Source organism: Erythrobacter sp. (assembly GCF_030066995.1).
Lineage (GTDB): Bacteria > Pseudomonadota > Alphaproteobacteria > Sphingomonadales > Sphingomonadaceae > Erythrobacter.
This window is the reverse complement of sequence record NZ_JASJAP010000007.1, coordinates 1-11,931: the sequence shown is the minus strand read 5'-3', so window position 1 is coordinate 11,931 and position 11,931 is coordinate 1. Positions and strand designations below refer to the sequence as shown.

At 64.5% G+C, this 11,931-nt stretch carries 13 protein-coding genes; 6 read left to right on the top strand and 7 right to left on the bottom strand.

Annotated features, from left to right (window positions below; genetic code table 11):
* Nucleotides 1-92 precede the first annotated feature (92 nt).
* The 3 genes from gatC to rpsU form a co-directional block, all read right to left on the bottom strand.
* Nucleotides 93-395 carry an Asp-tRNA(Asn)/Glu-tRNA(Gln) amidotransferase subunit GatC gene (gene gatC, locus QNI87_RS15015; protein ID WP_300598021.1) on the bottom strand — a complete coding sequence of 101 codons (303 nt, stop codon included), beginning with the start codon at nucleotides 393-395 and terminating at the stop codon, nucleotides 93-95.
* Between the two features lie 12 nt (nucleotides 396-407).
* Nucleotides 408-1,031, bottom strand: a complete 624-nt coding sequence (locus tag QNI87_RS15010) for an FKBP-type peptidyl-prolyl cis-trans isomerase (protein ID WP_300598019.1) — start codon at nucleotides 1,029-1,031, stop codon at nucleotides 408-410.
* A 206-nt stretch (nucleotides 1,032-1,237) separates the two neighbouring features.
* On the bottom strand, nucleotides 1,238-1,444 hold the full coding sequence (rpsU, locus tag QNI87_RS15005) for a 30S ribosomal protein S21 (protein WP_006834591.1): 207 nt from the start codon (nucleotides 1,442-1,444) through the stop codon (nucleotides 1,238-1,240).
* A gap of 250 nt (nucleotides 1,445-1,694) precedes the next feature.
* Between rpsU and QNI87_RS15000 the strand changes: the two genes are divergently transcribed.
* Genes QNI87_RS15000 through QNI87_RS14980 form a run of 5 tightly spaced genes read left to right on the top strand, consistent with a single transcriptional unit; the run spans nucleotide 1,695 to nucleotide 4,858 of the window.
* The gene (locus QNI87_RS15000) at nucleotides 1,695-2,099 is read left to right on the top strand and encodes a CrcB family protein (RefSeq protein ID WP_300598016.1); all 405 of its coding nucleotides are present in this window, start codon (nucleotides 1,695-1,697) and stop codon (nucleotides 2,097-2,099) included.
* Complete coding sequence (locus QNI87_RS14995; protein ID WP_300598015.1) at nucleotides 2,096-3,268, top strand: RluA family pseudouridine synthase; 1,173 nt, start codon at nucleotides 2,096-2,098, stop codon at nucleotides 3,266-3,268. The genes QNI87_RS15000 and QNI87_RS14995 overlap by 4 nt, the downstream gene beginning before the upstream one ends.
* Complete coding sequence (locus QNI87_RS14990) at nucleotides 3,265-3,924, top strand: HAD-IA family hydrolase (RefSeq protein WP_300598013.1); 660 nt, start codon at nucleotides 3,265-3,267, stop codon at nucleotides 3,922-3,924. Before QNI87_RS14995 ends, QNI87_RS14990 begins: the two co-directional genes overlap by 4 nt.
* Nucleotides 3,924-4,157 carry a hypothetical protein gene (locus tag QNI87_RS14985; protein WP_300598011.1) on the top strand — a complete coding sequence of 78 codons (234 nt, stop codon included), beginning with the start codon at nucleotides 3,924-3,926 and terminating at the stop codon, nucleotides 4,155-4,157. The genes QNI87_RS14990 and QNI87_RS14985 overlap by 1 nt, the downstream gene beginning before the upstream one ends.
* Nucleotides 4,154-4,858, top strand: a complete 705-nt coding sequence (locus tag QNI87_RS14980) for an ATP12 family protein (protein WP_300598009.1) — start codon at nucleotides 4,154-4,156, stop codon at nucleotides 4,856-4,858. Before QNI87_RS14985 ends, QNI87_RS14980 begins: the two co-directional genes overlap by 4 nt.
* A 13-nt stretch (nucleotides 4,859-4,871) precedes the next feature.
* Here the strand turns inward: QNI87_RS14980 and QNI87_RS14975 are convergent, their stop codons facing one another.
* From QNI87_RS14975 to QNI87_RS14960, 4 genes are all read right to left on the bottom strand, one after another.
* Nucleotides 4,872-5,498 (bottom strand): ABC-type transport auxiliary lipoprotein family protein, encoded by a 627-nt coding sequence (locus tag QNI87_RS14975; protein ID WP_300598007.1) that lies wholly within the window; start codon nucleotides 5,496-5,498, stop codon nucleotides 4,872-4,874.
* Nucleotides 5,499-5,510: 12 nt separating this feature from the next.
* Nucleotides 5,511-6,458, bottom strand: coding sequence for an MlaD family protein (locus QNI87_RS14970; protein ID WP_300598005.1), 948 nt, complete (start codon nucleotides 6,456-6,458; stop codon nucleotides 5,511-5,513).
* A 130-nt stretch (nucleotides 6,459-6,588) separates the two neighbouring features.
* Nucleotides 6,589-7,440, bottom strand: a complete 852-nt coding sequence (locus tag QNI87_RS14965) for an ATP-binding cassette domain-containing protein (protein WP_300598003.1) — start codon at nucleotides 7,438-7,440, stop codon at nucleotides 6,589-6,591.
* Nucleotides 7,441-7,444: 4 nt separating this feature from the next.
* The gene (locus tag QNI87_RS14960; RefSeq protein ID WP_300598001.1) at nucleotides 7,445-8,566 is read right to left on the bottom strand and encodes an MlaE family lipid ABC transporter permease subunit; all 1,122 of its coding nucleotides are present in this window, start codon (nucleotides 8,564-8,566) and stop codon (nucleotides 7,445-7,447) included.
* Between the two features lie 236 nt (nucleotides 8,567-8,802).
* Here QNI87_RS14960 and QNI87_RS14955 point away from each other — a divergent pair, with 236 nt between their 5' ends.
* Nucleotides 8,803-11,853: a valine--tRNA ligase gene (locus QNI87_RS14955; RefSeq protein ID WP_300597999.1), complete on the top strand. Its 3,051-nt coding sequence runs from the start codon at nucleotides 8,803-8,805 to the stop codon at nucleotides 11,851-11,853.
* The last annotated feature ends 78 nt before the right edge of the window (nucleotides 11,854-11,931 follow it).

Genomic DNA, 11,931 nt, shown 5'->3' with positions numbered 1-11,931 from the left:
TCGTCCTGAGCCTGTCGAAGGGCGAACCCTTCCGCTCTCACCGTTCATACTTCGACAAGCTCAGCACGAACGGTGATGCTAGCGTAGCCTTTCTACTCGATCACCTTGGGCACGCCGAAAAAGCCGTGCTCGGCCACCGGCGCGTTGGCAAGCACCGCGTCGCGCTTGCCGCCCCCGGTCTTGGGATCCGCGTCGACCTCATCAGCGCGCAGGCGCAGTGTGTTTTCGATAACGGCGGCCATGGGTTCGACACCCTCGACGTCGACCTCGCCAAGCTGCTCGACCCACTCAAGGATGTTGTTGAGCTCGGGCACCATGTGGTCGAGCTCTTCCTCGCTCATGTTGATGCGGGCGAGCCCTGCGATCTTGGCGACGTCCTGTTTGGTAACCGACATCAGACGCGTTCCCTATTCTCCAAAGCCCGGCGGCGGGCCGGGGCGGCTGGCTTCGAACGCGCGCTGGTTGATCGCCATACCTTCCTCGAACACGGCTTCATCGACGATATCGACCACTTCAAGCTCGAAGATCAGATTGGAACCGGGCGGTATCGGCGATCCGGGGCGCGCTTCGTTGCCATAGCCCAGCGCCGAGGGGATAAAGAGCTTGTAGGTGCCGCCCTTCTGCACGCGCTGCAGGCCCTTGTAAAAGCCCTCGACCGTCGCGCCCTCCTCGATCGGGAAGGGTGTGCCCTCTTCCGGAAAGACGCCGGGGGCGGGCCAGGGGATAGGCTGCGATTCGTCGAACTGCGTGCCGTCTTCGAGAAACCCCTTGTAATTCACAAAAACGTACTGCCCCACTTGCGCGGTTGGGCCAGCACCCTCGACAATCGTTTCTATGGTCAGGCGCTGCGCTTTGCCCCCCGGCTCGCTCGCCGCAACCTCTTCGATCACTTCGACATCGCCCCATTCGATCGGAGCGGCGGCGACGGCAAGGCCCGCGCCAATGCCGACGGCGCCAAGAACGCCGAGCCAAAGCTTGGTGAGCGAGCCCTTGGCAACAGGCTTTAAAGGAACACGGGTGATTTCGGTCATCTACAATCCCTGGAAAGCGGGCGAGCGCCGCGATGGAGCCGCGCAGCCCGACAAACGAAGGGGCGCAAGAGATATGCCCCTTGCGCCCCTTTGGCGTATCCTATTTGGCGTTTCAAGCGGTTCGCGCAGAGCGACGCTTGTTAGATCCCCGCCTTCGCGGGAACGACGCGGTATGCAAGCTCGCTGGCGCTCGCCAACGAACCGCGTCACTTGATGCCGTCGCGCTCCATGCGCTTGCGCTCAAGCTTGCGCGCGCGGCGCACAGCAGCCGCCTTTTCGCGGGCGCGCTTTTCGCTCGGCTTCTCATAGTGGCGACGCAGCTTCATCTCGCGATAAACACCTTCGCGCTGCAGCTTCTTTTTGAGGGCACGAAGAGCCTGATCGACATTGTTATCGCGAACCATAATTTGCATAAACGATCACTACCTTGTCTGTTCTGAGCGGGGTCTCACCCGCCGATCTGTTCAAAAGCGCCAGAGCCCGCGGGTTGCAACGCGGGATTGCGCGAAAAATTGACGCTAAAAAGGGCGCGAATCCTGCGGTGAGCCCAGCCGGATCGCGCTCTTGGTGTGGGCGGTATAGTCACAAACGTCGAATTTGGCAAGGTTTCGAGGAGACGGCAACGCTAGGCAGCGCGCCTTCTCCTCGTTATGGGCTGCCAGGATGTCGACAGCTTCCCTTTCTGCGTGGACCGCCTGCGGGCTTGTCGCGTGCGGCGGCGCGTTGGGATCGCTCGCCCGCTACCTGTTGGGTCAGGCGCTGACGGAGTGGCTGGGGAGCGGGTTTTTCCCGTGGCCCTTGCTTGCGATCAACACGCTGGGCAGCCTTGCCATGGGGCTGCTGTTCGGGTGGTTCTACCTCAACAATGGCGGGACCGAAGCGCAACGCCTGCTTTTCGCCGTGGGGATGCTAGGCGGGTTCACCACGTTCAGCGCGTTCAGCCTCGAGATAATCCTGCTGATCCAGCGCGGCGCCTTCGGACTGGCCTGCGCCTTTATCGCCGCCTCCGTTCTGTCCGGCGTTGCGGCGCTCTACATCGGCCTGATCGCGATGGGTCCAGCGAAATGAGCCGGACCAGCCCCGCCGTGCGCCAGTTTACCGTCAGCGCGGACGATGATGGCATCCGGCTCGATCGCTGGTTCAAGCGCAATTTGCCGCAGATCGGCTTTGCGACCGTGTCGCGCTGGGCGCGCACGGGGCAGGTGCGCGTCGATGGCAAGCGCGCCAGACCCGAAGATCGTCTGGCCGAGGGTCAGGTGCTGCGTGTCCCGCCGGGCGCAGACGCCAGGGGCTCGGCGAAGGCTCGCAAGCGGCGCGAGCTGACCGCTGAGGATATCGCCGAGGCGCGCGCCATGGTCATCCGCGAGACACCCAGCGCGATCGTGCTCAACAAGCCGCCGGGCCTCGCCACGCAAGGCGGCTCGAAGACCACCCGTCACGTGGACGGCCTGCTCGATGCTTTTGTGGACGACGAGGACACGCCGCGCCCGCGCCTCGTCCACCGGCTCGACAAGGACACCTCGGGCGTCCTCCTGATCGCCAAGACGCCGGGCAGCGCGGCGGCGTTTTCCAAGCGCTTTTCCGGCCGCAGCGCGCGCAAGGTGTATTGGGCGCTGGTGGTTGGCCGTCCGGAGGTCAGCGAAGGCACGATCGACGCGCCGCTCGCCAAGCAGCCGGGAACGGGCGGCGAGAAGATGCATGTCGATGAGGAGAACGGCCAGAGCGCCAAGACCCGCTACCGCGTGATCGACCGCGCCTCGGACAAGGCGGCGTGGGTCGAGCTCGAACCGCTCACCGGACGCACCCACCAGCTGCGCGTGCATATGGCGGCGATCGGCCACCCGATCGTGGGCGATGGCAAATATGGCGGTCGCGACGCGTTTCTGACCGGAGCTATCTCGCGCAAGATGCATCTGCACGCGCGCCGGCTGATCATCGCCGAGCCGTCCAACACCGCAGCGAAGGGCACGGCGGGCGGCAAGCTTGACGTTACCGCCGATCTGCCCGAGCATTTCGCGGCCAGCATGGAGGCGCTCGGCTTTAATCCGGCGATGTCGGACGCGGCCCCTTTGCGCGACGAGCCGCCCGCGCGCACGCCGGCTGAGAAAAAGCAGGCCGCGCGCCAGCACGCCAAGCAGTATCGCAAGAACCGGCGGGGCGAACGCCGCAGCCGCACGACCTCGGCGGGAACGGCGAAGAAGAAAGCGCGCACCAAGCCCAAAGGGCGGCGGTTATGAATCGCCTTGCGGTTTTCGATTGCGATGGCACGCTGGTCGACGGGCAGGCCGATGTGTGCTGGGCGATGCGCCGGGCCTTTGAGCGCGCCAAACTCGCGCCGCCACCCGATAACGCGGTGCGTCACCTGGTCGGCCTCAGCCTGCCGGTCGCGATGCGCCAACTGGCGCCCGATCTCGATGAGGAGCAGCGCCGCGCGCTCGTCGAATTCTACAAGTCGAGCTATCGCGCCCGGCGCGAGGAAGGCTTGCTCGATGAGCCGCTCTACGACGGGATCGCCGATCTGCTGCGCGCGCTCCATAGCGAGGGCTGGAGCCTGGCGGTCGCCACGGGCAAGTCGGATCGCGGGCTTCTGGCCTGCCTTGCGGCGCACGACATCGCCGACCTGTTCGTCTCGCTCCAGACCGCCGACCGCCATCCCTCCAAACCGCACCCCGCCATGCTTGAGGCCGCTCTGTTCGAAGCCGCCGCGCAGCCGGATGAGGCTGTGATGATTGGCGACACGGTGTTCGATGTCGACATGGCCCGCGCCGCGGGCGTCGCCAGCGTCGGGGTCGCGTGGGGATATCATCCCGCCGATGAGCTGCGCCAGGCGGGAGCCATCCACGTGGCGGGCACGATCGGAGAGCTTGCGCGGACGCTGCGGGAGTGGGCTTGATGCCGCAGCCGGTCGACGAAACCGAAGCGCTCGCCCGTCGGCGCTACGCCTGGCTCAACGCGGTACGGATTGGCGGGATCGCAGTCACCATCGCCGGGCTCGCCAGCGCCCGCGACGTTCTGCCGCTGCCCTACGCCGTGGGCGTGGCCATGGTCTTGCTGGGCATTGGCGCGTTCTTCTTTGGCCCACCGCTCCTTCTCAAACGCTGGAAAGCGCAAGACCGCCAGCCATGAAGCGTTTCTACCACACGGTCGGCACGCGCGAAGAGGACGGCGTGTGGCGGGTCACGCTCGATGACCGGCCCTTGAAGACCGTGCGCGGCGCAGCGCAGCGCGTCCCCACAAAAGCGCTTGCGAACGCGCTGGCTAGGGAATGGGATATCGATGGCGAGGAGCTGGATCCGCGCGCCTTTCCATTGCGCGACATGGTCGATTACACGATCGATATCGTAACCAGTTCGCGCAAGGAGATCGCGGACAAGCTTGTCGCGTTTGCCGACACCGACACGCTGCTTTACCGCGCCGATCCGGACGACCCGCTCTTCCAGCGTCAACAGGAAGTGTGGGAGCCGATTGTCATCGCGTTTGAAAGCCGCCACGACGTGAGCTTGCGCCGTGTATCAGGCGTTGTCCACGCCCAGCAGGACGAGGCAGCGATGCGCGCCGTGCGCGACAGCCTCGACACGCTCGATCCCTTTGCGCTTACGGGCCTTGAGGCGATGACCAGCCTCGCTGCCTCGCTCACCATCGGGATGAGCGCGTTGGAGCCGGATGCCGATCCGCTCTCCTTATGGGGCGCGGCGAGCCTCGAAGAGGAATGGCAGGCCGATGCCTGGGGCCGCGATGAAGAGGCCGAGGAGCGCCGGCGACGGCGTCAGACGGATTTCCTGCGCGCCTGCGAATTCACGCGACTGGCGCGAGGGACCCACACCTAGCGCGAGCCGCCGGTTAGGATAACACCCAATCGGCCACTTCGACCGCCACGGCGTTGGCGGCGCGATTGAGCGCGGGACCAATCGACGCGGCGTCCGGGCTCACGCCGCTCTCGCGCGCTTCGAAGCGCCGCGTGATCGCGTTGCCTTGCGCGTCCGATCGAATCGCGTCGTAACGCACCACCACCGATCCGGTGGCCGCCTCGAAGCTCAGTTCCATAAGCGTCCCGCGCAGAACCGTCTTTGCGCGCACCGGCGCATCTTCGCTGTCGAGCACTAACGGAGCGTTCTCGCCACCGCGCGCGCGCAGGGTTTCTCCGAGCACCCGCCGGAACAGCCGCGCCGGCTTTTCGATCCAGATCGCATCCTCAAGATAGGCGATCTTCGTCTCGGACACGTTTACCGGTACGCGCAGCACATCCAGCTTGGCAGGCACTTCAGGGGTGAGCACCGCGATGGCTTCGCCGCCCTCTTCTCCGCCAGCCTGCGCGCTCGCCCCGACCGGAGCGCTGGTCTCCGGCGAGAGGGTTAGCAGGCTTTCGGGCACCTCAACGCCAAGGCTCAAGCAGCCCGAAAGCGCAAGCGCGAAAGCCGCCACCAGCCCCGCCCGTAGCGCTGCGCGCCCGTGTGCGTACAGTTTCACCACCGCCTCTCCCTACTCCTCATAAGTCGGCAGCGCGCGGCCCCCGATAATCGAGCCGATCCCTTCGCTTTCGAGCTTCTCGCTGATCGAGCGCAGCGCCCGGCTGGTTGCGCGAAGATCCTGGAGCGTTGCCTCGGTCGCAGGTAGTGTTGTCTCGCGCAGCTCGCGAGCCGCCGGACGCGTGTCTTCGAGTGTCGCCGCCAGCGCATCGGCCGCCCTGGTTGCCGATGCGAGTGTCGTCTTGAGCTCTTTCGCCAGCCCCTCGCCCTCGTTACCCATGAACGTATCCGCCGTCGCGGTCAGCTTTTGCAAGCCATCCAGCGTCTCGTTGAATTCGGCAATCGTGGTGCGGAATTCGATCAGGTTCTGCTTCAATTCCGGCGTTGCATCCGCCAGCCCTGCGGTGAGCCGATCGGTGTTGTAGAGGATTCGAGTGATCTCCTCCTGATTGGTGGGGCCCAGCAGGATGTTGAGGTTTTCGGTCAGCGTCGAGAGCCGCTCAAACAGCAGGGGCGCGGAATTCAACAGCGCGTTGATACCGCCATCCTGCGGCGGGATCAGTGGTACGCCTTCCGGACATGCGGTTGTTTCGCAGGTGATCGGCGGCTGGTCCTTGCGCGCGCCGTCGAGCAAGATGGTGGCGACACCGGTAAAGCTCGACTGGATCGTCGCCGTGGTGCCGACGAGGATCGGGATCCCGTCCTTCACCTTGATCCGCACCCGTACGAATTCGGGGTCTTGCGAAGACAGCGCAATCTCGGAGACCTGCCCCACCGGCACGCCCGCAAACGAGACCTGGCTGCCGGTGGCAAGACCGGTTACCGAACTCTGATAGAGGATATCGTACTCGTTCTGCGCGCCCTGATTCAACCGCGCCATCCACACGATCGAAGCGGCCAGAGCCACTAGCAGAATCAACGTGATAGCGCCCACCCAAAGATGATTTGCGCGCGTTTCCATTACCGATCGGTTCCCTTACGAAGCGCTCCTATGGGCATGAAAAGGCCAATGTGTCCATCGGCTTGTGCAAAAGACCACGCGCGTGGCGAGGGCGCCGGCGCTTTGAGCGGCGCGCCCGCGGCGTCCGCGATCACAGCGTTTCCCCCCGCTTTTGCGAGGCGGCCGCGGCGCGCCCTCGCACACCCTGGAAGTATTCGAGGATCCAGGGATGCCCGGTCTCGATCAACTCGGGGATCGTGCCCACCGCGATCACTTTCTTGTCCGCGATGACCGCCACACGGTCGCAGATTTCGTGCAGCGTATCGAGATCGTGCGTGATCAGGAAAACGGTGAAACCGAGCGTTTCCTTGAGCTCTTTGGTCAGTTGGTCGAATCTCGATGCACCGATCGGGTCGAGGCCGGCGGTGGGTTCGTCAAGGAAAAGCAGCTCGGGATCGAGCGCGAGCGAGCGCGCGAGGCCGGCGCGTTTCTTCATCCCGCCCGAAAGCTCGCTGGGGTATTTGTCGATGGCGTCCTCGGGCAGGCCCGAAAGCAGCACTTTGTAGCGCGCGATTTCCGCGCGCAGATCGGGGCGCAGTTCGGGGTAGAACTGCTTGAGCGGCACCTCGACATTCTCGCCCACCGTCAATGTCGAGAACAAGGCTCCGCCCTGGAACAGCACACCCCAGCGGCAGCGCACGCCGACATTGGCGTCGGGATCGAAATCGGTCAGCGTTCGGCCCAGCACGGTGACGCGGCCCTCGGCGGGCACCTGCAAGCCGATGATCGAGCGCATCAGCACCGATTTGCCCGAGCCCGAGCCCCCGACGACACCCAGAATCTCCCCCGCGCGCACGGTAAGGTCGACGCCATCGTGAACCCGGTTGCGCCCGAACTGGTTGACCAGCCCCTCGATGACGATCGGCGGCTCGTTCGAGTTATAGGCATGATCGCCGGGCTGGCTTTCGGGAGAAGCGGGCGTAACGGGTGTGGCGTCGTTCATTGGCTCAGCCCCAGCCGATCTCGGTGAAGAACACAGCGAAAAACGCATCGAGCACGATCACCGCGAAGATCGCGGACACCACCGCCAGGGTCGTGCGTTTGCCCACTTCCTCGGAATTCCCCTGCACGCGCATCCCGTGATAGCAGCCCGCCAGCGCAATGATGAGGCCGAACACCGGCGCCTTGATCAGGCCCACCCACACATCGTGGAGCGGCACCACCTCCTGAATGCGGATAAGGAAGGTAAGAAACGGGATGCCAAGGCCGAGCTGGCCCACCACCGCGCCGCCGATGATCGAGATGACCGAAGAGTAAAAGCCCAGCAGCACCATCATGAAGGTGCAAGCCAGAACGCGCGGAATGATCAGCACTTCGGTGGGCGAAATGCCGATCGTGCGCATTGCGTCGATTTCCTCGGTCAGCTTCATCGTCCCCAATTGTGCGGCAAAGGCGCTTCCCGAGCGCCCCGCCACCATGATCGCGGTCATCAACACGCCCAGTTCGCGTAAGGAAATGCGTCCGACCAGATTGACCGTCAGCGCTTCTGCGCCGAATTGCTCCAACTGCACCGCGCCCTGTTGGGCGATCACGACACCGATGAGGAAGCTCATAAGCCCGATGATGGGCAGCGCGCTGACGCCCACCTGTTCCATCTGCGCAACCAGCGCCTTGTAGGGGAAACGCCCAGGGTGCCGCGCCAGATTGCCAAAGCCGATGATGACCCGGCCGATCGCGCCCACCACTCCGGCAAACCCGTCGCGCGCCTCGAAGACCTGTTGCCCGAGCGCCATCGGAACGCGCTCCCACGCGGGCTCCTTGTGCACGGTGTGATCGGCGTGCGCGCCAGCGCCCTCGACGGCGGCCAGCAGCCGCTGCGCACGCTCGCTCGCACCGACAATGTCGGCCTGGTGGTCGGAGGCGAGCTGGCAGGCCAGGAACGCGCCCACCGTGTCGATCTCCTCGACACCGGAGAGATCGATCCGGCTCACCGCGCCCAGCGATCCCAGGGCGCCGCGCATCTCGCGGTCCAGCGTGCCGATGGTGGACACCAGCAGCGGCCCGCCAAGCGAGAGCTGTGAAGTCCCATCGCCCGCATCCTTAAGCGAATAATGCGCCGTTGCGTCCATTACCGGCGCGGTATGTCCGCAAACGCGGCGCATCACAAGAGTGTAGGCAAACCGGCCTAACCGGGGTGTTGCGCCGCAACACGCGCGGTGTAAGGGATGGAGGACGTCTTTTCGGGGGTGCCGGGCCACCCGCTCCCTCCACCCTTCCACCCGGAGCCCACCGGGACAAAATCCAGGTGGAAGAGTGGAGGGAGCGGGTGGCCCGGACCGCGAGCGATAGCGAGCCAAGAACAAAAATGACCTCTTCCCTACCCACCACTTTCAACCCCGGCGAGATCGAGAAGCGCTGGTATACGCACTGGGAGACGACCGGCGGTTTTCGCCCAGAGCGCCCGGACGCGGAACCCTTCACCCTCGTCAATCCGCCGCCCAACGTGACCGGCAGCCTGCATATCGGCCACGCGCTCGACAACACGCTTCAGGATATCGTCATTCGCTACGAGCGGCTGCGCGGCAAGGACGCGCTGTGGGTGGTGGGCACCGACCACGCCGGGATAGCGACGCAGATGGTGGTCGAGCGCCAGCTTGAGGAGCGTCAGGACAAGCGCACCAATTACACGCGCGAGGAATTCGTCGACAAGGTGTGGGAATGGAAAGCCGAGAGCGGCGGCACGATCACGACGCAGCTGCGCCGTCTGGGCTGTTCGATGGACTGGTCGCGCGAGCAGTTCACGATGGACGAGCACTTCACCAAGGCCGTGATCAAGACCTTTGTCGATCTGTACAACGATGGCCTGATTTACCGCGACAAGCGGCTGGTCAACTGGGATCCCAAGCTCAAGACCGCGATCAGCGACCTTGAGGTGGAGCAACAGACCATTCCGGGGCATTTCTGGCGCATTAAGTACCTCGTGGCGGACGGTGTGACGCTCGACGATGGGAGCGATTACATCGTCGTCGCGACCACCCGGCCCGAAACCATGCTCGCCGATATGGCCGTGGCGGTGCACCCGACGGACGAGCGCTACGCCAGCGTTGTCGGCAAGCACGTAATCCTGCCCATCACCGGTCGCCGCATTCCCATCGTCGCCGACGAACACGCCGATCCGGAGCTGGGCTCGGGCGCGGTGAAGATCACGCCGGGCCACGATTTCAACGACTTCGAAGTCGGCAAACGCGCAGGGATTGCGGCGGGCGACATGCTCAACATGCTCGATGGCGAGGCGAATGTCTGCCAGACCGCCGATGGGCTGGTGCCCGAAGAAGTGATCGGAATGCACCGTTTCAAACGCGATGGTGTGGACGGGGCGAGAGAATGGGTCGTCAAGACGCTTAAGGATCAAGGTTTTCTGATCCCGCATATCTTGAAGACCAAGAAAGGCGACACTCAAGAGATCGACGCCGAACCGCGCCAGATCGCAACCCCCTTCGGCGATCGCGGCGGCGTGGTGATCGAGCCGTGGCTGACCGACCAATGGTATGTGGACGCCGAGAAGCTCGCGGCCAAGCCGATCGAGCAGGTGCGCGACGGCACGATCGAGATTGTGCCCAAGAGCTGGGAGAAAACCTTCTTCAACTGGATGGAGAACATCCAGCCCTGGTGTGTCTCGCGCCAGCTGTGGTGGGGGCACCGGATTCCGGCGTGGTTTGACGCCGACGGCAATGTGTTTGTGGCTGAGAGCGAAGAAGAAGCCTATGCACAGGCCCGATCGCGTCATTTCGGCGCAGGCCGGAATCCAGACGAGAGCCCGGAACTGGACCCCGGCCTTCGCCGGGGTGACGAGATCGCGTTGATCCGCGACCCCGACGTCCTCGACACATGGTTCTCCTCCGCCTTGTGGCCCTTCGCCACGCTCGGTTGGCCCGTCCTTCGAGACGCCGCTTCGACAAGCTCAGCGGCTCCTCAGGATGAGCGGGGTTCTGAATTCAAAACCGTTCGCCCTGAGGAAGGATCGAGCGAAGCGAAGCGAAGTCGAGAGCCTGTCTCGAAGGGCCCTTCGAGACGCGCTCAGCCTTCGGCTTCGACCGCTCCTCAGGACGAACGCAACCTGTTGCAGAGACACTTTCCCAATTCCCTCCTCATCTCCGGCTTCGATATCCTGTTCTTCTGGGATGCGCGCATGATGATGATGGGGAATTACAATATGGGCGAGGCCCCGTGGCCGCGCCTCTATCTCCACGGGCTGGTGCGCGCGGCGGACGGCGCGAAGATGTCGAAGTCCAAGGGCAATGTGGTCGATCCGCTTGGCCTCATCGACCAATATGGCGCCGATGCCCTCAGGTTCTTCATGGCGGCGATGGAGAGCCAAGGGCGCGACATCAAGATGGATGAACGCCGCGTCGAGGGATACCGCAACTTCGCCACAAAGCTCTGGAATGCAACGCGTTTCTCCCAGTCGAACGGTATCGGCGCTTCGACCACCCTCAAGGCCCCCACGGCCCGCCTGGCCGCCAACCAATGGATCATCGGCGAGGTCCAGCGCGTTTGCGAAGAGATCGAGAAAGCGATGGCGGACCTGCGTTTCGACGCCGCGGCCAACGCGATCTATCAGTTCACCTGGAGCAAGTTCTGCGACTGGTATCTGGAGCTGATCAAACCCATTTTTGCTCAGAGCTCCGTTCGCCCTGAGCCTGTCGAAGGGCCGCCCTCCGTTTCTTCCGGCGGTCCTCAAGAGGAGGACGGGGCTTCGACAAGCTCAGCCCGAACGGTTTTGGAAGAAACCCGTGAAGTCGCCGGTTGGGCGCTCGACCAGATCCTCGTCATGCTCCACCCCTTCATGCCCTTCATCACCGAAGAGCTGTGGCACGCTCAGGGTCAGCGCAGCTACGATCTTATCACCGCCAAATGGCCCGATCCACGCGCCGAGGTCAGCAAGGACGCGACCGACGCGATTGACTGGGTGATCGATCTCACCACCAATGTGCGCTCAGCCAAGAATGAGCTCGGCATCCCGCCGGGTGCCAAGCTCGCGGCCTTCGTTCCCGAGCCTTCGGAGCTGGCCGCGAGCACTATCGAGCGTTCGAGCGCCGCCATCGAACGCCTTGCGCGCCTCACTCCCGTGACCACCGGTGAGGCCCCGTCAGGCCCGGCCATGCAGGTCACAGCGCTGGGCGATGTGTTCATCATCCCGCTCGAAGGGATCATCGATATCGATGCGGAGAAAGCCCGCCTCCAAAAGGCGCTCGCCGCGTCGGAGAAAGAGGCCAAATCGCTCGAAGGGCGGCTTTCCAACGCCAATTTCGTCGAGCGCGCCAAGCCCGAAGCGGTCGAAAAGGCCCGCGAGGACTTCGCCCACCATTCTGCTGAGGTGGACCGGTTGAAGGCGGCGCTGGAACGGCTGGGGTAGTGCGGGGGCCGCGCGCGGGGGGGGGGGGGGCCGCCGGCCCGGGGGGCGGGGGGCGGGGGGGGGGGGGGGGGGGGGGGG

What these genes read in the sequence shown, in the direction of transcription:
- QNI87_RS14985 (WP_300598011.1), top strand. Translation starts at nt 3,924, where the DNA reads ATGCCGCAGCCGGTCGACGAAACCGAAGCGCTCGCCCGTCGGCGCTAC.
- QNI87_RS15010 (WP_300598019.1), bottom strand. Translation starts at nt 1,031, where the DNA reads ATGACCGAAATCACCCGTGTTCCTTTAAAGCCTGTTGCCAAGGGCTCG.
- QNI87_RS14980 (WP_300598009.1), top strand. Translation starts at nt 4,154, where the DNA reads ATGAAGCGTTTCTACCACACGGTCGGCACGCGCGAAGAGGACGGCGTG.
- QNI87_RS14995 (WP_300598015.1), top strand. Translation starts at nt 2,096, where the DNA reads ATGAGCCGGACCAGCCCCGCCGTGCGCCAGTTTACCGTCAGCGCGGAC.
- QNI87_RS14965 (WP_300598003.1), bottom strand. Translation starts at nt 7,440, where the DNA reads ATGAACGACGCCACACCCGTTACGCCCGCTTCTCCCGAAAGCCAGCCC.
- QNI87_RS14960 (WP_300598001.1), bottom strand. Translation starts at nt 8,566, where the DNA reads ATGGACGCAACGGCGCATTATTCGCTTAAGGATGCGGGCGATGGGACT.
- gatC (WP_300598021.1), bottom strand. Translation starts at nt 395, where the DNA reads ATGTCGGTTACCAAACAGGACGTCGCCAAGATCGCAGGGCTCGCCCGC.
- QNI87_RS14955 (WP_300597999.1), top strand. Translation starts at nt 8,803, where the DNA reads ATGACCTCTTCCCTACCCACCACTTTCAACCCCGGCGAGATCGAGAAG.
- rpsU (WP_006834591.1), bottom strand. Translation starts at nt 1,444, where the DNA reads ATGCAAATTATGGTTCGCGATAACAATGTCGATCAGGCTCTTCGTGCC.
- QNI87_RS15000 (WP_300598016.1), top strand. Translation starts at nt 1,695, where the DNA reads ATGTCGACAGCTTCCCTTTCTGCGTGGACCGCCTGCGGGCTTGTCGCG.
- QNI87_RS14990 (WP_300598013.1), top strand. Translation starts at nt 3,265, where the DNA reads ATGAATCGCCTTGCGGTTTTCGATTGCGATGGCACGCTGGTCGACGGG.
- QNI87_RS14970 (WP_300598005.1), bottom strand. Translation starts at nt 6,458, where the DNA reads ATGGAAACGCGCGCAAATCATCTTTGGGTGGGCGCTATCACGTTGATT.